Annotated in this window: 20 protein-coding genes; 7 read left to right on the top strand and 13 right to left on the bottom strand. The window is 69.9% G+C overall.

The genetic code is table 11. The features are described from left to right. Positions 1-106: 106 nt before the first annotated feature. The gene (locus AB0M47_RS02060) at positions 107-3397 is read left to right on the top strand and encodes a BTAD domain-containing putative transcriptional regulator (protein ID WP_363406847.1); all 3291 of its coding nucleotides are present in this window, start codon (positions 107-109) and stop codon (positions 3395-3397) included. 25 nt (positions 3398-3422) lie between these two features. Here the strand turns inward: AB0M47_RS02060 and AB0M47_RS02055 are convergent, their stop codons facing one another. From AB0M47_RS02055 to rox, 6 genes are all read right to left on the bottom strand, one after another. Then, the gene (locus tag AB0M47_RS02055) at positions 3423-4172 is read right to left on the bottom strand and encodes an ABC transporter permease (protein ID WP_363406844.1); all 750 of its coding nucleotides are present in this window, start codon (positions 4170-4172) and stop codon (positions 3423-3425) included. Next, positions 4169-5107 carry an ATP-binding cassette domain-containing protein gene (locus AB0M47_RS02050; protein WP_253761908.1) on the bottom strand — a complete coding sequence of 313 codons (939 nt, stop codon included), beginning with the start codon at positions 5105-5107 and terminating at the stop codon, positions 4169-4171. The genes AB0M47_RS02055 and AB0M47_RS02050 overlap by 4 nt, the downstream gene beginning before the upstream one ends. Positions 5108-5186: 79 nt before the next feature. Next, the gene (locus AB0M47_RS02045; protein ID WP_363406841.1) at positions 5187-5861 is read right to left on the bottom strand and encodes a response regulator transcription factor; all 675 of its coding nucleotides are present in this window, start codon (positions 5859-5861) and stop codon (positions 5187-5189) included. After that, positions 5858-7078, bottom strand: a complete 1221-nt coding sequence (locus tag AB0M47_RS02040; protein ID WP_363406838.1) for a histidine kinase — start codon at positions 7076-7078, stop codon at positions 5858-5860. The genes AB0M47_RS02045 and AB0M47_RS02040 overlap by 4 nt, the downstream gene beginning before the upstream one ends. An 88-nt stretch (positions 7079-7166) precedes the next feature. Next, complete coding sequence (locus AB0M47_RS02035; protein ID WP_363406835.1) at positions 7167-7412, bottom strand: DUF1349 domain-containing protein; 246 nt, start codon at positions 7410-7412, stop codon at positions 7167-7169. Then, positions 7388-8827, bottom strand: coding sequence for a rifampin monooxygenase (gene rox, locus AB0M47_RS02030; protein ID WP_363406832.1), 1440 nt, complete (start codon positions 8825-8827; stop codon positions 7388-7390). Before rox ends, AB0M47_RS02035 begins: the two co-directional genes overlap by 25 nt. Before the next feature lie 359 nt (positions 8828-9186). Here rox and AB0M47_RS02025 point away from each other — a divergent pair, with 359 nt between their 5' ends. Then, on the top strand, positions 9187-12762 hold the full coding sequence (locus tag AB0M47_RS02025; protein ID WP_363406829.1) for a choice-of-anchor D domain-containing protein: 3576 nt from the start codon (positions 9187-9189) through the stop codon (positions 12760-12762). A 199-nt stretch (positions 12763-12961) separates the two neighbouring features. Beyond that, the gene (locus tag AB0M47_RS02020) at positions 12962-14152 is read left to right on the top strand and encodes an RICIN domain-containing protein (RefSeq protein WP_363406826.1); all 1191 of its coding nucleotides are present in this window, start codon (positions 12962-12964) and stop codon (positions 14150-14152) included. Positions 14153-14228: 76 nt separating this feature from the next. Here the strand turns inward: AB0M47_RS02020 and AB0M47_RS02015 are convergent, their stop codons facing one another. Then, on the bottom strand, positions 14229-14981 hold the full coding sequence (locus AB0M47_RS02015; RefSeq protein ID WP_363406823.1) for an NAD(P)-binding domain-containing protein: 753 nt from the start codon (positions 14979-14981) through the stop codon (positions 14229-14231). Between AB0M47_RS02015 and AB0M47_RS02010 the strand changes: the two genes are divergently transcribed. After that, positions 14910-15260: a helix-turn-helix domain-containing protein gene (locus tag AB0M47_RS02010; protein ID WP_363406821.1), complete on the top strand. Its 351-nt coding sequence runs from the start codon at positions 14910-14912 to the stop codon at positions 15258-15260. The two genes, AB0M47_RS02015 and AB0M47_RS02010, sit on opposite strands and share 72 nt — an antisense overlap. A 6-nt stretch (positions 15261-15266) precedes the next feature. Here AB0M47_RS02010 and gap read toward each other — a convergent pair whose 3' ends face one another. Then, positions 15267-16268 (bottom strand): type I glyceraldehyde-3-phosphate dehydrogenase, encoded by a 1002-nt coding sequence (gene gap / locus AB0M47_RS02005; protein ID WP_363406818.1) that lies wholly within the window; start codon positions 16266-16268, stop codon positions 15267-15269. A 100-nt stretch (positions 16269-16368) separates the two neighbouring features. Here gap and AB0M47_RS02000 point away from each other — a divergent pair, with 100 nt between their 5' ends. After that, the gene (locus tag AB0M47_RS02000) at positions 16369-16986 is read left to right on the top strand and encodes an ABATE domain-containing protein (protein ID WP_363406815.1); all 618 of its coding nucleotides are present in this window, start codon (positions 16369-16371) and stop codon (positions 16984-16986) included. 9 nt (positions 16987-16995) lie between these two features. Here AB0M47_RS02000 and AB0M47_RS01995 read toward each other — a convergent pair whose 3' ends face one another. Together AB0M47_RS01995 and AB0M47_RS01990 are read right to left on the bottom strand one after the other, a co-directional pair. After that, positions 16996-17448: a permease-like cell division protein FtsX gene (locus AB0M47_RS01995; RefSeq protein ID WP_363406812.1), complete on the bottom strand. Its 453-nt coding sequence runs from the start codon at positions 17446-17448 to the stop codon at positions 16996-16998. A gap of 40 nt (positions 17449-17488) precedes the next feature. Next, positions 17489-17929, bottom strand: coding sequence for a VOC family protein (locus AB0M47_RS01990; protein ID WP_363406809.1), 441 nt, complete (start codon positions 17927-17929; stop codon positions 17489-17491). 92 nt (positions 17930-18021) lie between these two features. Here AB0M47_RS01990 and AB0M47_RS01985 point away from each other — a divergent pair, with 92 nt between their 5' ends. After that, positions 18022-18642, top strand: coding sequence for a pentapeptide repeat-containing protein (locus AB0M47_RS01985; protein WP_363406806.1), 621 nt, complete (start codon positions 18022-18024; stop codon positions 18640-18642). Positions 18643-18742: 100 nt separating this feature from the next. Here AB0M47_RS01985 and AB0M47_RS01980 read toward each other — a convergent pair whose 3' ends face one another. The 3 genes from AB0M47_RS01980 to AB0M47_RS01970 are packed head-to-tail and all read right to left on the bottom strand — an operon-like array spanning position 18743 to position 19729. Beyond that, positions 18743-19162, bottom strand: coding sequence for a CBS domain-containing protein (locus tag AB0M47_RS01980; RefSeq protein WP_363406803.1), 420 nt, complete (start codon positions 19160-19162; stop codon positions 18743-18745). A gap of 53 nt (positions 19163-19215) precedes the next feature. After that, the gene (locus AB0M47_RS01975; protein ID WP_363406800.1) at positions 19216-19494 is read right to left on the bottom strand and encodes a DUF6766 family protein; all 279 of its coding nucleotides are present in this window, start codon (positions 19492-19494) and stop codon (positions 19216-19218) included. Then, positions 19463-19729, bottom strand: a complete 267-nt coding sequence (locus AB0M47_RS01970; RefSeq protein WP_363406797.1) for a helix-turn-helix transcriptional regulator — start codon at positions 19727-19729, stop codon at positions 19463-19465. The genes AB0M47_RS01975 and AB0M47_RS01970 overlap by 32 nt, the downstream gene beginning before the upstream one ends. 76 nt (positions 19730-19805) lie before the next feature. Between AB0M47_RS01970 and map the strand changes: the two genes are divergently transcribed. Then, the gene (gene map / locus AB0M47_RS01965) at positions 19806-20615 is read left to right on the top strand and encodes a type I methionyl aminopeptidase (RefSeq protein ID WP_363406794.1); all 810 of its coding nucleotides are present in this window, start codon (positions 19806-19808) and stop codon (positions 20613-20615) included. The last annotated feature ends 21 nt before the right edge of the window (positions 20616-20636 follow it).

Here is a 20636-nt window from a genome sequence, read left to right as displayed (position 1 = left end):
GTCGGACGACTACCGCGGATGTGGTACGCCGCGTACCGCGTACGTGGTCGCGGCCCCTACGGGTTCCGGTGGATGCCTGCTCACCACGCATGGCAAGATCGGCCGGATGAAGATCGGGCTGCTGGGGCCGTTCGAGGTACGCGGAGACGACGGAGTCGTCGCCGACGTGCCCGGCGCTCGCCTGCGCGGCCTGCTCACCGCCCTGGCGCTCGACCCCGGCCGGGTGCTGCCGAAGGCGACCCTCGTCGACTGGATCTGGGGCGAGAATCCGCCGGCCGACGCGACGAACGCCTTGCACCGCTTGGTTTCCCGGCTGCGGAAGGTGCTGCCGGAGGGTTCGATCGAGGGGCAGAGCGACGGCTATCGGCTGACGGTGGACCCCGACGCCGTCGACGCGGCCCGGTTCGAGCGTCTACTCGCGGCCGCCCGTCTTGGTCCCGCTCGTATTGGTCCCGGCGACTCCGCCGGCCGGCTCAGCCCCGCTCTTCTTGGTTTCGGCGACTCCGCCGGCCGGCTCAGCCCCGACGTCGGCCGGAACAGTGCCGACGATCCGCGTCGGGTGCGCCTGCTGCGGGAGGCGGTCGGGCTGTGGCGGGGTGCGGCGTTGCAGGACGTCGATCTGCCGGACAGCGCGGCCTTCGAGGCGGCGGTCACCCGGCTGGAACGGTTGCGCCTGACGGCTTTGGAGGACCGGTACGACGCGGAGGTCGAACTCGGCCACGGGGCGGACCTGGTGACCGAGTTGTCCGACTTGGTGGCCGCCCATCCGGTCCGGGAACGGCTGGCCGGAGCCCTGATGCGGGCGCTGGTCGCGTCCGGTCGCGACAGCGAGGCGCTGCTGGCGTACGAGCGGACGCGGGAGGCGCTGGCCGATTCGCTCGGCGTGGACCCGTCACCGGAACTGGCGGCGTTGCACGTCTCACTGTTGCGGGGCGAGGTCGGCCGGCAGCCGGAACGGCGCACGAATCTGCGGGCCGAGCTGACCAGCTTCGTCGGCCGGGACGAGGACGTCGCCGCGGTCCGTGGGCTGGTCGGCGACCACCGGCTCACCACTCTGATCGGGCCTGGCGGCTCGGGCAAGACCCGGCTGGCCATGGAGACCGCGCAGACGCTGCTCGGTGACCTGCCCGACGGTGCGTGGGTAGTGGAACTGGCGACCATCGGCACGGACGGCGACGTGGCGCAGGCGACCGTGGCAGCGCTGGGCCTGCGCGACGCGCTGTTCGGGCAGACACCGGGCGCGGAAGCCACCGATCGTGCCGTCGCCGCCCTGCGGGACCGGGCGATGCTGCTGATCCTGGACAACTGCGAGCACGTCATCGAGCCGGTGGCCGCCTTCGCCCATCGGGTCCTCGGCGACTGCCGGCGACTGCGGATCCTGGCCACCAGCCGGGAGCCGCTGGGCATCACCGGGGAGTCGTTGTGGCCGGTCACGCCGTTGATCCTGCCCGCGGTGGACGCCGATCCCGGCGAGATCGAGTCCGCTCCGGCCGTCCGGCTGTTGCGGGATCGGGCCGGCGCGGTCCGCCAGGATCTCGCGGCCGACCCGGCCCGCTCGGATCCGGCCACGTCGCAGACGATGGCGCGGGTCTGCCGGGCCTTGGACGGGATGCCGCTGGCGATCGAACTCGCGGCGGCCCGGCTGCGCTCGATGTCCCTCGACCAGCTCGCCCATCGGCTCGACGACCGGTTCCGGCTGCTGACCGGTGGCAGCCGGACCGCGCTGCCCCGGCACCGGACGTTGCGGGCGGTCATCGACTGGAGCTGGGGACTGCTCAGCGACGCCGAACGCGTGGTGCTGCACCGGCTGTCGGTGTTCGCCGGTGGGGCGAGCCTGGAGGCGGCCGAGCATGTCTGCGCCGCCGACGGGGTCGAGGCGTGGCAGGTCTTCGACCTGTTGACCGCGCTGACCGAGAAGTCGCTGGTGATCGTCGAGGGCGAGCAGGCGCCGCGCTACCGGATGCTGGGCACCATCAAGGAGTACGCCGGCCAGCGGCTGGCCGAGGCGGGGGAGGCGGAAGCGGCCCGCCAGGCGCATCTGGCGTACTTCACCGAAATGGTCGAGGCGGCGGAGCCGCATCTGTACCGCGCCGAGCAGCTGGAATGGCTGGCAACACTGGAGGCCGAGCACGACAACATCGGCGCGGCGATGCGGGGTGCGATCGCCGCTGCCGACGCCGCCGGGGCGATGCGGATGGCGGCCGCGGCCGGCTGGTACTGGTGGCTGGGCGGGCACAAGGCCGAGGGGAACGAGCTGATCACGGCGGCCACCGCGCTGCCAGGCGAGGTCGCCGACGCCAGCCGGGCCGTGGTGTACGCACGCGCCGTGCACGCGGGTGTGCACGCCGGCCGGTCGGTGCGGGATCTGGCGACCTGGGGACCGGGCGACCAACGGCAGGCCGACGAGTGGGTACGCAAGGCGTTGGAGATCAGTCAGCGGGTTCCCCGAGACCACCGGGCGCTGCGCTTCGTCGCCGCGCTGGAACGTCTACTGCACGCGCCGGCCGAGGCCGCGCCCGCGTTCGAGCAACTGCTCGGTGACCCCGATCCGTGGCTGCGGGCGTTGTCGCGACTGCACCTGGGCCGGCTGCGGATCATGCTCGGCGACGACGGCCCGGACGCCGAGGCGTACCTGGAGACCGCGCTGGCCGAGTTCCGCACGCTCGGCGACCGATGGGGGATCTCGTTCGCCTCGACCGAGCTGGCGAACCGGATCGCGATGCGGGGCGACTTCGCCGCCGCCTGCGCCTACTACGAGCAGGCGATCACGGTCGTGCTGGAGGTCGGCGCCGGTGAGGACGTGGTGCCCTTGCGGTCGCGGCAGGCGCAGCTGTACTGGCTGTCGGGTGACACCGAGGCGAGCGCGGCAGCCATGGCCGAGGCGCAGCGGTACGCCCAACGCGTGTCGTGGCCGAACGCGCTGGCGGAGTTGGCGCTGGCCAAGGCGGAACTCGCCCGGTGGAGCGGCGACGCGGAGCAGGCGTACCGGCAGCTGGAGATCGCGACCACGATGCTCGGTGACGACGCGAAGCGGGCGTTCGTCGGCTCGGTCGCCCATGACCTGCTCGGATATCTGGCGCCCGAGCTCGATTCGGCCCGGGAACATCGGATCGCGGCGTTCCGGACGGCGACCGAGACCGGGCATGCGCCGCTGATCGCGCAGGTGCTCGTCGGAGTGGCGGATCTGGCGCTGCGCGCGGATCAGCCGGAGCAGGCGGCTCGCCTGATCGGGGCGAGCATCGGCGTACGCGGGCTGCCGGACCGGTCGCAGCCCGACGCCACGCGGATCGAGCAGACGGCACGAAACCGCCTCGGCGAAACGATGTTCGCCGAGGCGGTTCGGGAGGGTTCCCGGACGAGCTGGAGTCAGCTCGCCGCGGTCACCCTCGCTTCGTAGCCGGTCACGCCGGTCGCTGTGACGGTCAGGCTCGCTTGGTGAAGGTCGACCGCGCCCACAGGTAGCCGATGAGGGCGATGACGACGCACCAGGCCAGGGCGGGGATGACGTCGCCGGCGGCCGGTGCGCCGTTGATCAGCCCGCGCAGGGTCTCGATGATCGGGGTGAAGGGCTGGTACTCGGCGAACTGGCGCAGGCCGGGACCCATCTTCTCGGCCGGCACGATCGCGCTGCTGAAGAACGGCAGCATCACCAGCGGCACCGCGGCCATGCCGGCCGTCTCCGGGGACTTGGCCGACAGGCCCAGCGCGACGGTGAACCAGCCGGCCGCGAAGGCGAGCAGGACGACCACGCCGACCACGCCGAACCACTGGGCGACGCTCGCGTGGGGGTCGAAGCCCAGCAGGAACGCCACTCCGACCAGCGCCGCGATGGCTACCAGGTTCGTCAGCACACTGGACACGACGTGGCCGGTCAGCACCGCGCCCCGGGAGACGTCCATGACCTTGAACCGGTTGATGACGCCCTTGGTCATGTCGGCGTTCACCGAGGTCGCGGTGGCGCCGAGGCCGTAGCAGACGGCCAGCAGCATCAGCCCGGGCGTCGCGTAGTCGATATAGTCCACTCCGACGTCGAACGCGTCTCCGAACATGTAGACGAACATCAACATGATGACGATCGGCATCAGGACCGCGTTGAACACCGAGGTCGGGTTCCGGGTGATGTGCTTGGTGTTGCGGCGGAGCATGACCAGCGAGTGGGACTTGGCGCTCATTTGGCGGCCTCCGTGGTGTGGCCCGTCAGGGCGAGGAAAACGTCGTCGAGGTCGGGGGTGTGCACCGAGCATTCCTCGGCGCTGAGGGAGTACTCGTCGAGCCGGTCCAGCAGGGCGCGCAGCGACTTGGTGCCGCCGTCGCTGGGCACGCGCAGGGCCAGGGCTTCCGGGTCCCGGGTGGCGTCGGTGAGGACCCTGGCGGCGGCGTCGAGTTCGGCGGCGGAGGTGAACCGCAGGCGGATGTGCGTGCCGGGGATCTGCCGCTTCAGCTCGTCGGGGGTGCCGTTGGCGACCAGGCGCCCGCCGTCGAGCACCGCGACGCGGTCGGCGAGCTGGTCGGCCTCCTCCAGGTACTGGGTGGTGAGGAAGATGGTCACGCCGTCGGCGACCAGGTCGCGGATGATCGCCCACATGGTGTGCCGGCTGCGCGGGTCCAGGCCGGTCGTCGGCTCGTCGAGGAAGATGATCCGGGGGTTGCCGACGAGCGTCATCGCCAGGTCGAGCTTGCGGCGCATGCCGCCGGAGTAGGTCGACGCGGGCTTGGCCGCCGACTCCGTCAGCTCGAACCGCTCCAGCAGCTCGGTGACCACGCGCTTGCCGTCCTTGGCGGGCACCCGGCTCAGGTCCACCATCAGCTGCAGGTTCTCCTGGCCGGTGAGCAGCTCGTCCACCGCTGCGAACTGGCCGGTGACGCCGATCGCCGCGCGTACCGCCTTGGCCTCGGTCGCGATGTCGTGACCGGCGACGCGGACGGTGCCGCCGTCGGCCTTCATCAACGTCGTCAGCACGTTCACCGTGGTGGTCTTGCCCGCGCCGTTCGGGCCGAGCAACGAGAACACCGATCCGGCCCGGACCTCGAAGTCGATGCCGTCGAGGACGACCTTGTCCTTGTACGCCTTTCGCAGTCCGGAGACCGTGATCGCAGAAGTTGTCATGCGGCAACTATGGGAACCGGGACTGTCACCCTCCTGTCACGGCTCTGACACGGCCGCTGACACCGTGACTGCGGTGATCTCAGCCGGTGTCGCCGGGCCGCACCAGCCCGGTCTGGTACGCGATGACCACCAGCTGAGCCCGGTCGCGTACGCCGAGTTTGGTCATCGCGCGGTTGACGTGTGTCTTGGCTGTCGACGGCGCCAGGAACAGCCGGGTGGCGATCTCCTCGTTCGACAGCCCCAGCGCCACCAGCGCGAGGACTTCGCGTTCGCGGTCGGTCAGCACGTCCAGCACGGTGGCGTTCGGCTGCGGCCCCGGGTCGGCGCTGGTGAGGAACCGGGCGATGAGCGTCTGCGTGGCCCGCGCCGACAGCAGCGCGTCGCCGTCGGCGACGGTGCGGATGCCCTCGATCAGCTCGGCCGGGGTGGCGCCCTTGCCGAGGAACCCGCTGGCCCCGGCCCGCAACGCCAGCAGCACGTACTCGTCCAGCTCGAACGTGGTCAGAATGAGCACGCGTACGCCGGCGAGGTCGTCGTCGGCGGTGATGAGCCGGGTGGCCTGCAGCCCGTCGAGGTCGGGCATGCGGATGTCCATCAGCACCACGTCGGCCCGCGCCGACCGGGCCAGCTGGACGGCTTCGCGGCCGGTGCCGGCCTCCCCGACGACCTCCAGGTCCGGCGCGGTTTCGATGATGCCCCGCAGCCCGGTGCGGATCAGCGCCTGATCGTCGGCGAGCAGTACGCGAATGGTCACGGCACCGCCTCGGGCCGGGCCGGGCTGGGCAGCACGGCGTGCACCTGGAACCGGCCGGTGCCGGTCGGTCCGGCGCTGAAGGAACCGCCGACGGCGACGGCGCGTTCGCGCATCCCGGTCAGACCGTGCCCCACATCCGCTATCGCTGACTCGGCTGACATCGTGTCGGCGGATGCCGGATCGGTGGCGGCTGGATTGGCGACGTCGACGACGACCGCGTCTCGCCGATATTCCACGGACAGCGTCGCGGCCCGCCCGCTGCCGTGCTTGTGGGCGTTGGTGAGCGCCTCCTGCACGATCCGGTACGCCGCCTGGTCGACCGCGGCGGGCAACGGCCGTACCGAGCCGAGCTGCCGATGCTCGACCCGTAAACCTGCCGCCGCAACCGAGGTCAGCAGCTCGTCGAGCTGGGCCAGGCCGCGTACGGGTTCGGTCGGCGCGGTGGCGTCGCCGTTCTGGCGCAACACCGCCAGGATCGTGGCCAGCTCCTCCAGCACCGTCTGCGCCGCCTGGCGTACGTGGCGCAGCGAGGTCTCGGCCTGCTCGGGCCGGGTGCGCACGCTGTGCTCGGCCAGCCCGGCGTGCACGTTGACGACCGCGATGTGATGGGCGACGACGTCGTGCAGATCCCGCGCGATGCGTACCCGTTCCTCGGCCACTCGGCGGCGGGCCTCCTCGTCGCGGTTCTGCTCCGCGCGGCGTGCCCGTTCCTCGACCGCCGCGACATACGCCCGGCGGCTGCGGGTCGCGTCGCCGACGGCGGTGGCCATGCCGATCCAGGCCATCACGCCCAGCGGCGGCCCCAGCCAACCTTGGTCGGTGAAGGTGCCGACGGCCGCGTACACGACGACGGCGGAGATTCCGCCCGCCAGCCAGGCCGTGCGCCGGTTGGTGTGCGTACCCACCGTGTATGCGGCGATGACCGTGGTCGCGACGAACGCCGCCGGTTCCTTCGCCGCCGCGACGGTCACGACGGCCGACGCCGTGGACAGCACCAGCACCGGCAACGGCCAGCGGCGGCGTACCAGGATCAGCCCGACGGCGACCAGCGCGCCGAGCCAGTCCAGCCAGGTCAGCGCGCGGCCATCGGTCGTGCCGGGCCGTCCGAAGGCCACCATGACGAGGACGGTCGCGACGACCGCGGCGGCAAGGGCCACGTCGAGCACGATCGGGGGCACGCGCCACCAAGGCCGCGGGCGAGTGCCCGGTTCGTCCATGAAGATCACTTTACCCGGCTGGTACGCCCACCGGCGTCTACCAGGCGTGGTACTCCCGCGTACCACAACCGTGGTAGCCGCCGCCCCTTCATCCCAACGTGAAGATGTCCTCCAGCCGGGTGGCGGTGAGCGCGACCTGATCGAACGTGGCCGGGCAGCCCGCCCCGACGGGGGACTGGACGCCGATGCCGACCCGGACCGGGGTGTCGCCGAGGTCGAACTGGCGGGCCAGCGACCACGTCGTGCCGTCCACGCCGGCGTGGAAGTAGAACGCGCCGTCGCGGCGGCTGACGCGCAGCCAGCCCAGCCTCAGCCGGTGGGCCGGCCGAACCACCGGGCGAGGTGGTCGTCGAGCGCCCGCTGATCGTCGCCGATCCAGGCGATGTGGCCGTCGGGGCGGAGCAGGAGGCCCGGAACGTCCAGTTCCGCAGTGGGATCCGCGAGGTGATCGACGCGGTCCGACCAGCCGCCGGCGGTCAACCGTCCGGTGCGGTCCAGGAGCAGGCCACGGCCGTGACGCAGCAGGTCGTAGAGGCGACCCTGGCGTACGCCGATGTCCCGCAGACGGCGGCCGACCAGGTCGGGGCCCTCGCCGAAGTCGTAGCGGATGTCGATCGCGGTGATCTTCTCGATCAGGTGGCGGTTCACCTCGTCGATGTCCATCAGGTCGGTGAGCAGCCGCCGGACGGCCTGCGCGCCCGGTTCTGCGGAGTGCAGCTCCATCTGGGCGCGGGTGTTGTCGAGCACGTCCGCGGCGACCGGATGCCGTTCGGCCTGATAGGTGTCCAGCAGCGGGTCCGGCGCCCAGCCGTGAATCTGCGCGGCCAGTTTCCAGCCGAGGTTCACGGCATCCTGTACGCCCAGGTTGAGGCCCTGCCCGCCGGTGGGCGGATGGATGTGCGCCGCGTCGCCGGCCAGCAGTACGCGTCCGACGCGATACCGTTCGGCCAGCCGCGTGGCGTCGCCGAAGCGGGACAACCAGCGCGGCGAGTGCACGCCGAAGTCGGTTCCGGCGATGGTGCGCAACTGTCGCTGGAAGTCCTCAAGGGTGGGCGGTTCTGCGCGGTCGCTGACGGTCGCGGCGGGGATCACGATGCGGTGGACCCCTTCGCCGAAGGCCTGGACGCTGAACCGCTTGTCGGTCCGGCGGATGTCGGCCGTCCTGGCGGCGATCTCCTCCGGCGGTACGCCGACCTCCATCTCGCCCATCAGCGTCTCGGTGCGGGCGGGCTCGCCGGGGAAGCCGACGCCGAGCAGTTTGCGTACCGTGCTGCGCCCGCCGTCACAGCCGACGAGATAGCGCGTACGCAGCTGCTGCCCGTCGGCCAGCTCGACGGTCACGGCATCGTCGTCCTGTTCGAAACCGGCCAGTGCGCAACCGCGCCGGATCTGCGCGCCGAGGCCGATCGCGTGCTCTTCGAGCAGGCGCACGACGACCGGCTGCGGGATGCCCAGCAGGTACGCGTGCGCGGAGTCCAGGGTGGGCGCGGGCTTGTCGATGGCGGCGAAGAAGCCGGCGGCCGGACGCCGTCGCCCGTGTTCGAGGAGGCGGTCCAGCAGGCCGCGCATCGCCATCAGCTCGAGGCTGCGCACGTGCAGGCCGACGATGCGGACGTACGACACGGGTTCGATGTCCTTTTCCAGGACGAGTACCCGCACATCGAGCAGCCGCAGTTCGGCGGCCAGCATCGCACCGGTCGGCCCGCAGCCGGCGATGACCACGTCGAACTGGGGAATCTGAGAGGGCATGGATGTTGCCTTTCGGGAGTGCCTTGTCGGCGCGGCGCTCCCGGCGACACCTACCTCAATCGCCCAGCCGTGGCACGAAGGGGAGCACCCACATCGAAACGTCGTTCATGGGTCTCACCTCCTCGGGCAGCGTCACGGCCAGAGAAAAGCTACCGCCCGGAGCATCCGCGCGTCCAGTTCTCTCCCGGCTGGGCGATCGCGACGACACCGATGCCTGTGCGGCACTCTTGCGACGCAGCATAGCAATCTGGCAAAGAATTATCGATATCTTGCGTTGATGTATCGACAAGGCTACCTTTCTCCCGACACGCCTGCCCGCGTCGCCGATCCCTTGGCCTCCCACCCAAAGGAGCCGCGAGATGTCCCCATCCCTTCGTACGCGCAACCGCAGAGCCGCGGTTCTCTCCGCAGGGGCGCTGGTCGCCGCCTGCTTCGTCGTGCTGTCCGCCGAACCGGCGGCGGCCGCCGCCACCGGCGGGGTCGGCGCGACGCTGCCCTATGTCGAGGTCCAGGCGGAGAACGCCACCACCAACGGGACCGTGATCGGCCCGAGCACGGCCTACGGCACGTTGCCCGCCGAGGCCTCCTATCGCAAAGCCGTGACGCTGCAAGGCACCGGCAAGTACGTCGAGTTCACGACGCCGGTCACGACGAACTCGATCGTGTTCCGGTACAGCATCCCCGACACCGGCAACGGGTCGGTCTACTCCACCCAGCTGTCGTTGTACGTCAACGGGACCAAGCAGACCAACTTCACCCTGACCAACGCGTACAGCTGGTACTACGGCGGATACCCGTTCACCAACACGCCTGGTAGCAACCCGCATCACTTCTACGACGAGGCGCACCGCCTGTTCACCACGACGTACGCCGCGGGCACCAAGTTCCGGCTGCAGGTCGACTCGGAGGACACCGCCGGGTCGTACACGATCGACTTCGCCGACTTCGAGAACGTCGCCGCAGCGCTGGCCCAGCCGTCCGGTTCTGTCTCGGTGACCAGCCACGGCGCCGACCCGACCGGCGTCAACGACTCGACCGCCGCCTTCAACGCGGCGATCTCCGCGGCCGGGGCCGGCGGCACCGTGTGGATTCCCGAAGGCACCTTCCGGATCCCGGGAAGCACCAGCGGCTGCGGGATGTCGTGCAGCCACCTCATTTTGAACAACGTCACCGTCAAGGGCGCCGGCATGTGGCGCTCGACGATCGTCGGCAACGCGCCCGGCTTCTACGGCGGCTGGGCGCCCAACGGCGGCAGCGGCGTCCACCTCGCGGACTTCGCGATCTTCGGCAACGTCCAGGAGCGCAACGACGGCGATCAGGTCAACGGCATCGGCGGCGCACTGAGCAATTCGACCGCGGACCGGCTGTGGATCGAGCACCTCAAGGTCGGCGCGTGGATGGACGGGCCGATGACCAACCTGGTCCTGTCCGGCATGCGCATCCGCAACGTGACCGCCGACGGCGTCAACTTCCACAACGGCGTCACGAATTCCAAGGTCACCAACAGCGACCTGCGCAACCTCGGTGACGACGGCCTGGCGACCTGGTCGGACACCAACGCCGACGCCAACGACTCGTTCGACCACAACACCGTGCAGTACCCGATCCTGGCCAACGGCATCGCGATCTACGGCGGGCACGACAACTTCGTCACCGACAACCGGGTCGTCGACGCCGGCCTGGCCCAGGGCGGCGGCATCCACGTCGCGCAACGGTTCGCCTCGACCCCGCTCGGCCGTACCGACGTGCTGCGTAACACGATCATCCGGTCCGGCAGCCTCGACCCGAACTGGAACTTCGGCGTCGGCGCGTTGTGGTTCGACGCCCGCGACGCGGCCATGTCCGGACTGACCAACGTGGACAACATCCTGATCCAGCAGAGCCCGTTCGAGGCGATCCAGTTCGTCTCCGGATCGAGCATCACCAACGTGAAGATCAACAACGCGACCATCCAGAACACCGGCACCTGGGTCGTGCAGGAACAGGTCGGCGGCTCGGCCACCATCACGAACAGCACGGCCACCGGCACCCAGGCTCCAGCAGCCGTCTACAACTGCGGAGTCGGGTTCACCCTCACCGACGGCGGCGGCAACTCCGGCATCTTCGGCTCCTCCGCCTGCCAGAACATCACCACCCCGGCGTTCCCGCCGTACCTGCCGGACAACGGGTCGCAGATCTCCGTCAGCCCGACCGCGCTCGGCTACGGCTCGGTGGCGACCGGCTCGTCCAGCGCCCCGCAGACGGTGACCGTCACCAACAGCGGGACCGCAGCCGCCCCGGTCAGTGCGATCACGACCGCCGGCGACTTCAGCCAGACCAACACCTGCGGCTCCTCGATCGCAGCCGGCGGCTCCTGCACCGTCAGCGTCGTTTTCGCCCCCACCGCATCCGGTACGCGTACCGGGACGTTGTCGATCACCGCGTCGGGCGTCGCGAACACCGTTCCCCTGTCGGGCACCGGGGTCGCACCTGGGCCGATTCTCAGCCTCAACCCGACCTCGCTGACCTTCGCCGGAACCATCGTCGGCAGCCCGGCCACCACCCAGACGGTCACCGTCACCAACACCGGCACCACCACGGCGACCGTCTCCGGCGTCACCGCCTCCGGCGACTTCAGCCAGACCAACAACTGCGCGACGCTGGCCGTCAACGCCTCGTGCACGGTGACCGTCGGGTTCACCCCGACCGCCGCCGGTACGCGTACCGGGACGGTGACGTTGTCCAGCAACGCCAACAACAACCCGGCCACGGTCGCGGTGAGCGGATCCGGCATCGGCACGACCACCAACCTCGCCCTGCAGAAGGCGGCCACCGCCAGCAGCCAGGCCAACGGGTCGCTGACCCCGGCGCTGGCGGTCGACGGCGACGCCAACTCCTACTGGGAGAGCGCCAACAACGCGTTCCCGCAATGGCTGCAGGTCGACCTCGGCAGCACCTACTCCGTCGGCAAGGTCACGCTGAAGCTGCCGCCCAGCAGCGCCTGGGGTACGCGTACGCAGACCTTGTCCGTCCAGACCAGCACCAACGGCTCCACGTTCACGACCGCCGTAGCGTCGGCCACCTACACCTTCACCTCACCTGCCAACGTCGTCAACATCACCGTCCCGGCGACCAATGCCCGCTACGTCCGGGTGAACGTCACCGCCAACAGCGGCTGGCCCGCGGGGCAGGTCTCGGAGTTCGAGGTCTACCCGACCGGCGGCGGCAGCAGCTCGCCGATGCTCAGCGCCGCCCCGGGCTCGCTCACCTTCGCCAGCCAGGCGCTCAACACGACCAGCACGGCGCAGGCCGTCACGGTCACCAACACCGGCACCGCCGCGGCGACCGTGTCCGGCGTGGCCACCACCGGCGACTACAGCCAGACCAACAACTGCACGTCGCTGGCGGTCGGTGCGTCCTGCACGGTCAACGTCAGCTTCCGCCCGACCGTCGCTGGTACGCGTACCGGCACGCTCACGGTCACCAGCAACGCGACCAACAGCCCGACGACGGTCTCGCTGACCGGGACCGGAGCCGGTGGCAGCACCGAACTGGCGACCGGCAAGCCGACCAGCGAATCCAGCCACAACGACGTCTACCCGGCGTCGAACGTGACGGACGGCAACCAGAACACCTACTGGGAGAGCGCCAACAACGCCTTCCCGCAATGGGTCCAGGTCGACCTCGGCTCGGCCCAGAGCGCCGGGCGCATCGTCCTGCAACTGCCCGCGACCTGGGGTGCGCGTACGCAGACCCTGTCGGTCCTGGGCAGCACCGACGGCACCACGTTCACCACGGTGAAGGCGTCGGCGGCGTACGCGTTCGACCCGGCGAGCAGCAATACCGTGACGATCACGTTCACCGCCACCAGCCAGCGCTACTGGCGGCTGACCTTCACCGCCAACTCCGGCTGGCCCGCCGGGCAGTGCTCCACGGTCCAAATCTGGACCAGCTGATCCGCACGCCGGATGATCGAACGCCGGCTCCCCTCAGTCGAATCCGAGGGGAGCCGGCGAGCCCATTGCATTGACCGAAAGCGATCAGTTGTTCTAGGGTGGGCGACTGGTCCGTCTTGGCTACGGGACATCGAGGTCCCATCCGGGTGATGCCGAGGTCCGACTTCTCGGTTCCGCATCCCTTCACCCGGGAGCCGCCATGTACAAACCGCTCATCGCTGCCCTGGCCAGCGTCGCCGCCGGTGCGGCCGGGGTCGCCGTCGCGATCCTCGGCCCCGTGCCGACCGCGTACGCCGCCGCCGCGTTCACCTCGACCGCCGCCAACGCCAACGGCGGCAACTGCATGGACGTGCCCAACGGCTCGACGGCCAACGGCACCCAGCTCATCCAGTGGAGCTGCAACAACGGCACGAACCAGACGTTCACCTTCACCCCGGTCAGTGGCACCGCCGACCAGTACACGATCGGCACCGCGGCCGCCGGCAAGTGCGTCGACGTCTACGGTGTGTCCACGGCGGACAACGCCACGATCATCCAATGGAGCTGCGGCACCGGCGCGAACCAGAAGTTCCAGCTCGTGCCGATCACCGTCAGCGGCCTGGACAAGACCTTCACCCTCAAAGCAATGCACTCGGGCAAGTGCGTCGTCCCGGCCGGCGGGTCGTCGGCGTCCAACACCGGACTGGTGCAGTTGGCCTGCAGCACCGCGACCTCCCGCGCCTGGCGACTGGCCGGCTACCCGGGCGGCGGCAGCAGCCCCAGCCCGACCAGCCCCACCCCGACCGCCACCAGCGGGCCGCCGCCGACCGGAACCGTGCGCGTCTTCTGGCTGCGGCCCTCCGACGTGGCCTACGACCAGCGCTACCCCGACGGGATCGCCGCCGTCATGCGCGAGGCCCAGCGGTACTACCAGCAGGAACTCGGCAAGACGTTCCGGCTCAACACCGTTGTCGTCGAAGTCGTCACCGGCGACCACGTGCGCAGCTGGTACGAGAACACCCCCAACGGCGGCGACAAGTACTGGTGGTCGGTCACCAACATGCAGAACGAACTCGCGCGCAAGTTCAGCCTGAACAACCCCGACAGCCGGTGGCTGTGCGTCGGCGAGATCAGCGCCGAAGGCGACGGCGCGGGCGGCGGGGCCAGCCCCGGCTGGGTGGTGCTCAGCGGCCACGACGCCGACGGCGCGGCCGGGGTCAGCGGCGAGTCGATGAACCGCTGGTACGGCGGCATGGTCCACGAACTCGGCCACGCCTTCGGGCTGCCGGACTCGTCGTCCACCGACGGCACCCCGATGTCCGCGTCCTTCTACAGCTACCCGAACACCCACTTCAGCCAGGACCAGAAGAACAAGATCCTCGCGGGCCCCTACGGCTCGTTCCTTTACTAGCACCAACGTGTACGCGGTCCCGCCGTCATCGGGCGGGACCGCGTCCGGTCAGCCGACGCTGGTCAGCCGAGCGCGGTCAGCCGACGCTCGGGATGGCGGTGCTGGGGTCGACGCCCTTGCCGTAGAGGCTGACCACGAATCCGGCGGCCTCCTCCAGCTGCCGGGCGCGGTCCAGCCCGCCGACCGCGACCGGCGTACCGCCGAGGTCGGTGACCAGCTGCCCGACGACGTCCAGTGCGGCCTCGTCGTCGCCGCAGATCGCGACGACGCGTGGCCGCTCCTGCGAGGTCAGCCACATCTGGCCGGCGTACATGTGGAGGGCTTTGACGACGGATGCCCCGGGCGCCTGCGCGGCGATCGTCTCCGCCGCCGAACCGGCCGCCAGCCGATGCGCGCCGGTGGCGAAGTCGACGGGGTTCGTGCAGTCGAGCACCGGCACGCCCCGCAATGCCCCGCGCGAGCCGCCCGCCAGTTCGATCATGTCCGGTACGCCGTCCCACAACACGGCCACCACGACCGCGTCCGCGCCCGCCGCCGCCTCACTCGGCGCCGCGGCGTACGCCCCGAGCCGCCCGGCCAGCTCAGCAGCCTTGTCCGCCGAGCGTCCCGCGATCGTGACGGTATGCCCAGCGCCGATCCAGGCCTGTGCCAGAGCCGCCGCCATGTTTCCCGTTCCCAAGATGGAGATCTTCATGTCGTCGACGCTAGGCAGCCGGTTCCTACCGATCGGTGGGAACCGGCCTGGCAGGATCGAGGCATGGGGCGCGACGACTGCTACAACTTCGTCTCCGACTGCCGGATCCGGCTCGTCACCGATCTGCTGTCGCACAGCTGGGATCCGATCGTGCTCGTCGCGCTGCGGATCGGTCCGCAGCGTCGCAGCGCGCTGATCATCGCGATCGGTGATGTCAGCGACAAGGCGCTCACCGAATCGCTGCGGCGGCTGACCGCGCGCGGGCTCGTGACGCGTACCAGTGAGTCGACCGTGCGCAACGTCGAATATGCCCTCACGGCCGTGGGCGCGTCACTGGTGCACGGACCGCTCGCGAGCCTCGGGCAGTGGGCGCTGGACCACGGCGACGAGCTGATGGAGCCCGTCGCCGTGTAGCCGCTGTCAGGCGGCCATCCGCAGCGTGGTGTCCAGGAGTCGGTTGGCGAAGCCGGTCTCGTTGTCGTACCAGCCGTAGATCTTGGCCTGGGTGCCGCCGACGACCTTGGTGAGGCTGGCGTCGAAGACGCACGAGGCCGGGCTGCCGACGATGTCGCTGGAGACGATCGGCTCCTCGGTGTATTCCAGGATGCCGCGGAGCGGGCCGTCGGCGGCCGCCCGGAACGCGGCGTTGATCTCGTCCGGCGTCGTTTCGCGGCCGAGTTCGGCGGTCAGATCGGTGAGCGAGCCGACGGGCACCGGCACGCGGATCGAGTAGCCGTCCAGCTTGCCGCTCAGGCGCGGCAGGACCAGGCCGATCGCCTTCGCGGCGCCCGTCGTGGTCGGGATCAGGTTCACCGCCGCCGCGCGCGCTCGCCGCGGGTCGCGATGCGGTCCGTCCTGCAGATTCTGATCCTGCGTGTACGCGTGAATGGTGGTCATCGCGCCGCGTTCGATGCCGAAGGAGTCGTCGAGGACCTTCGCCATCGGGGCGAGACAGTTCGTCGTGCAGGACGCGTTCGAGACGATCGTGTGGCGCTCGGGATCGTACAGATCGTCGTTGATGCCGATCGCGAGCGTCAGGTCCTCGTTCTTGGCGGGTGCGGAGATCAGCACCCGCTTCGCGCCCGCGTCGAGGTGCGCGCGGGCCTGGTGCGCGTCGGTGAACCGGCCGGTCGACTCGACGACGAGGTCCACCCCCAGTTCCTGCCAGGGCAGCCGGGCGGGATCCCGTTCGGCCAGCACGGCGATCTTCGTGCCGTCCACGTCGATCGCGTCGTCGCCGCCGGTGACGACAGCGGGCAAGGTGCCGGCGGTCGAGTCGTACTTCAGCAGGTGCGCGAGCGTCCGCGCATCGGTCAGGTCGTTCACGGCGACGAACTCGACGTCCTCCCGGCGGCGCAGTTGGGCCCGGAGCAGGGCGCGGCCGATGCGGCCGAAACCGTTGACACCCACACGCACGGTCATGGTGAAACAACCCCCATCGTGTAACCAGTTCGTAGGGTTACATGATGGGCGGCCGGATGAAACCAGTCAAGGTGGTTACGAAGCTGGTTACCATGACGTCGTGGAGTTCAACTTCTTCGGCGGAGACCTCGCCCTCGACCTGACCGGCACGCTCGGCCGGCGGTACGGCGGCACCCCCGTGGAGTTCCTCCACACCCCGGCCGACCTGCATCGCTGGCTCACCGAGGTCGGCATCGCCGATCCCTCGGCCGCCGTGGACGATCAGGATCTCGCCGTCGCCAGGGAACTGCGGGAAGCCATATATCGCCTCGCGTACGCGGCGATGACGGCGTACTCCAGCCATCGGACTGTGGCCGACGACACCGCTGCCGCCGCCTCGGACCGCGCTGTCACGGCTGACGGCCTCGCTGCGTTCGACCCGGCCGACCGGGCCATCGTCAACCAGGCGGCCGAGGTCACGCCCCCGCTCGTACGCATCGACGACACCGGCGCGCTGATCCGCACCGGCAGCGTGCAGGCGTCCCTGTCACTGGTCGCCCGAGCGGCGATCGCGCTCGTCACCGGCCCGTCGGCGGCCCAGCTACACGAATGCGAAGGGCCCGCCTGCACCCGGATGTTCCTCGACAACTCCGCCCGCGGAACCCGGCGGTGGTGCGACATGAGCCGCTGCGGCAACCGGGCCAAGGTCGCGAAGTTCCGCGCTCGTCAGACCACATAGGACTGACTGCTACGGGTTCGGGCTCCGCGTCGTGTCCTTGCACTCGGCCATGGTGGCGCACGCGAACACCACCCGCGCGACCCCGGCCTTGGCCTCCAGGTCCGCGGTGAATGAACTGTCCCGGATCTTCCGGTACGCCGTGAGATCCTTGGCGGTGACCACGAACGACGACGGCAGGTTGTCCGCCGTGATGGCCGGGTCGAACCTCGGGTCGTCCCTCATCAGCAGCCGATACTTCTCGTACGCCTGCTCCGAGGACTCGAAGACGACGGCGTCGACGCCGTCCACCGCCCGGATCGCCCGCTCGACGGCCGCCTGTTCCTCGGGCGCGACCTCCTGCTTCAGGAAGACCGAGATCCGCGGCTTGTCCACCGGGTCGATGTCGTCGTCGCTCCACAACGAACACCCCGACACCGCGATCAGCGCGGCCACCAGAATTGTGCTCAGCAGAAGTCGTCGCACGCCGGTGAGCGTACAAGAATCTCCCAGCCGGCGATGACCGTCAGCTGAGCTGCTCGGCCAGGCCGATGATGGTGCCCTCCGGCCCACGCAGGTAGCACAGCAGGTAGGAGTCCTCGAACCGGGAGATCTCGCCGACGAGTTCGCCGCCGTGCTTACGCAGCCGGGCGACGGTGTCCTCGATGTCGTCGACGGCGAACATCACGCGATGCAGGCCGACCGTGTTGGGCGGCAGGATCGCCGGCTCGGTGACGATCGCGTCCGGCGAGTGATACCGCGCCAACTCCAGCCGCCCATGGCCGTCCGGCGTACGCATCATCGCGATCTCGCTGCGCATCCCGTCGAGCCCGACGACGTTCGCCGCCCAGACCCCTTCGATCTGCGCGCGGCCTTCCAGCTCCAGGCCCAGCTCGGTGTAGAACGCGATGGCCGCGTCGAGATCGGTCACCACGATGCCGACGTTGTCCATTCGCTGAATCGTCATGAGCCCGAGCATATCGGTCGGGCCGGACATCCACCGGAATCCGGAGCAAGGCTGGTCGTGGGGGAGCGGTCGGCCGTGACAGGATCCGCAGCATGGCTGATCGGAAGCACGGGCACGCGCCACCACCCACCGAGTCGACGCTGCGCGGGCTCGACTGGTACGGCGAGGACCTCACCGGCCAGACCCATACGCGGGTGGCGTTCGTCGAGGTCGATCTGACCGAGGCCATCGGGCAGAACGCGACTTTCACCGAGTGCACGTTCCGCGGCGTGAAGTTCAACGCCTCGGTCCACACCGACGCCGCTTTCATCAACTGCACGTTCACGCAGTGCGGGTTCTTCGACGTCAGCTTCACCGGCTGCAAGCTGGTCGGGAGCATGTTCGACGGGTGCGCGTACGACCTGATGACGGTGACCGGGGGCGACTGGTCGTTCGTCGGACTGCCCGGCGCCGACCTGCGACGCACGAAGTTCGAGGGCGTGCGGATGCGGGAGGCGGACCTCACCGGGGCACGGCTGGACGGCGGCAGCTTCCGCCGGGTGGACCTGTCTGGCGCCTGGCTGGCCAAGTCGAGCATGATCGGCAGCGACCTGCGGGGGAGCGACCTGACCGCACTCGATCCGCTGACCGTCCAGCTCGCCGGGGCGATCATCGACGTGGATCAGGCCTGCGTCGTCGCGGCCCGCCTCGGGCTGGACGTACGCGCCGACTAGCCGGCCCGTCGCATGATCCACAGCCCGATCTGTGTCGCGAACCGGCCGGATCCCGACACGTATCAGGCTGTGGATCATGATCCATCCACTCTGGACGTCCTCAGTGGTTCGGCATGGCCGAGCTGATGTCGGCCAGGGCGGAGTGCGGATCTCGTTCGAGCGCCATGTCGCCGAGCGAGACGACGCCCACGAGCCGGCCGCCCTCGGTCACCGGCAAGCGCCGGATCTTCCGGCCGCGCATCAGTTCCACGACGCGCTGGGCGCTGTCGTCGGGTTTGACCGTCACCAGTTCCTGGCTGCAGATCTCGCCGACCGTCGTGGTCAGGTCCCGGCCCTCGGCGATCGCGCGGACGATGATGTCCCGATCGGTCACGATGCCGACCGCGCGTTCGCCGTCGGTCACGATGACGTCGCCGATGTCGTAGTCCCGCATCATCGTCGCCGCGCCGATCAGCGTCTCGCGCATGCCGATGGTCACCGGCTCCCGGGTCATCACCTCATGAACCTTCTGTCCGTTCATGCTGGCTTCCTTCCTCGTCTCGGGTGCGACTCGGGTACCCGGGTCTGGCAGACCTACTCATCGCCGGTTTGATCGTGCTGGGCGGTGACGGGTTTCGACTGCGGGGAGCCGTGCTGGCGCAGCACGATCGACAGCAGAACCAGCGCGCCGACGGAGAAGAACTCGCTCTGCCAGTTCTGCATCGACTGGAACCAGAAGTCGGCCGTCTGCGCGAACTGCCATACGCCGATCGCTGCCGCTCCGGTCTGGAGCTTCTGCTCCTCGTTGTACGCGGCCGTGCCTGCGATCAGACGGGCTGAGCTAGGAAGCCTGGCGGACGGGCATGTCGGCAAGCCAGACGGCAGCCAGCTCGCTGAGCGGGATGTCGAGGGCCTGGCTGAGGCAGACCACGGTGCCGAAGGCCGGGGCCGGTAGACGGCCCGCCTCGATCTTGCGGAGCGTCTCGGGGGAGATGCCGGCCGCCAGCGCCACCTCGACCAGGCTGCGGTCGGCCCGCGCGGCGCGGAGGCAGACTCCGAGGCGCTGGCCCGCGGCGATCTGTTCGGCGGTCAGTGGGTGGCGAACCATGGCAGCAGGATATCCCTTTCCCGGCGTCCCGACCTTGCGTGGTATAAAAATACCGTACGGGATGAGGGAGGGTGTCGTGATCGAGTTCAAGTCCGCCGAGGAGATCGGCCGCATGGCGGTGGCCGGTCAGTTCGTCGGCGAGTTGCTCGCCGAGCTGAGCGAGATCGCCGCGGTGGGCGTGAACCTGATGGACATCGAACACCATGCCCGCCGCCGGATCTCCGAGCGCGGCGCGGTGTCCTGCTACTGGGACTATTCGCCGTCGTTCGGGCGGGGACCGTTCCGCAACGTGCTGTGCCTGTCGGTCAACGACGCGGTGCTGCACGGTCTGCCGCATGACTACGTGCTGCGTGACGGCGACCTGCTCAGCATCGACATGGCCGTCGGCGTCGACGGCTGGGTCGCCGACTCCGCGGTCTCCGTGGTCGTCGGTGTACCCGATCCGGCTGATCTGAAGCTGATCGAGGCCACCGAGGTCGCGCTCGCGGCCGGGATCGCCGCCGCCCAGCCCGGCGGCCGCCTCGGTGACATCTCGGCCGCGATCGCCGAGGTCGGGCACTCCTACGGTTACGAGGTCAACGCCGAGTTCGGCGGGCACGGCATCGGCCGCACGATGCACGAGGCCCCGCACGTGCCCAACATCGGCCGCGCCCGCCGCGGCATGCGGCTCGACCCCGGTCTCACCATCGCCATCGAGCCCTGGTTCTGCCGCACGACCGACAAGATCAAGTACGACAAGGACGGCTGGACGATCCGCTCCGCCGACGGCTCGCGTACGGCGCATTCCGAGCACACCGTCGCGGTCACGCCGGCCGGGCCTCAGGTGCTGACGCGCCGGCCGGCTCGGAAAGAGCCAGCCGGCACCGAGTCCGCCGCCGGCTCCTGAGCTGACGGTTTCGGAGCGAGG

Origin of the sequence: Hamadaea sp. NPDC051192 (assembly GCF_040682475.1) — a bacterium.
In the GTDB taxonomy this organism is placed as follows: domain Bacteria; phylum Actinomycetota; class Actinomycetes; order Mycobacteriales; family Micromonosporaceae; genus Hamadaea; species Hamadaea flava.
The sequence above is the reverse complement of the archived record's forward strand: the minus strand, read 5'-3'. Positions and strand labels throughout refer to the sequence as shown.

Bases quoted from the DNA above. Each gene is read 5' to 3' on its own strand.
- gap (WP_363406818.1), bottom strand. From the start codon at position 16,268: ATGACCGTGCGTGTGGGTGTCAACGGTTTCGGCCGCATCGGCCGCGCC.
- AB0M47_RS01985 (WP_363406806.1), top strand. From the start codon at position 18,022: ATGGCTGATCGGAAGCACGGGCACGCGCCACCACCCACCGAGTCGACG.
- AB0M47_RS01990 (WP_363406809.1), bottom strand. From the start codon at position 17,929: ATGACGATTCAGCGAATGGACAACGTCGGCATCGTGGTGACCGATCTC.
- AB0M47_RS01980 (WP_363406803.1), bottom strand. From the start codon at position 19,162: ATGAACGGACAGAAGGTTCATGAGGTGATGACCCGGGAGCCGGTGACC.
- rox (WP_363406832.1), bottom strand. From the start codon at position 8,827: ATGCCCTCTCAGATTCCCCAGTTCGACGTGGTCATCGCCGGCTGCGGG.
- AB0M47_RS02040 (WP_363406838.1), bottom strand. From the start codon at position 7,078: ATGGACGAACCGGGCACTCGCCCGCGGCCTTGGTGGCGCGTGCCCCCG.
- AB0M47_RS02055 (WP_363406844.1), bottom strand. From the start codon at position 4,172: ATGAGCGCCAAGTCCCACTCGCTGGTCATGCTCCGCCGCAACACCAAG.
- AB0M47_RS01970 (WP_363406797.1), bottom strand. From the start codon at position 19,729: ATGGTTCGCCACCCACTGACCGCCGAACAGATCGCCGCGGGCCAGCGC.
- AB0M47_RS02060 (WP_363406847.1), top strand. From the start codon at position 107: ATGAAGATCGGGCTGCTGGGGCCGTTCGAGGTACGCGGAGACGACGGA.
- AB0M47_RS02050 (WP_253761908.1), bottom strand. From the start codon at position 5,107: ATGACAACTTCTGCGATCACGGTCTCCGGACTGCGAAAGGCGTACAAG.
- AB0M47_RS02010 (WP_363406821.1), top strand. From the start codon at position 14,910: ATGGGGCGCGACGACTGCTACAACTTCGTCTCCGACTGCCGGATCCGG.
- AB0M47_RS02020 (WP_363406826.1), top strand. From the start codon at position 12,962: ATGTACAAACCGCTCATCGCTGCCCTGGCCAGCGTCGCCGCCGGTGCG.
- AB0M47_RS02025 (WP_363406829.1), top strand. From the start codon at position 9,187: ATGTCCCCATCCCTTCGTACGCGCAACCGCAGAGCCGCGGTTCTCTCC.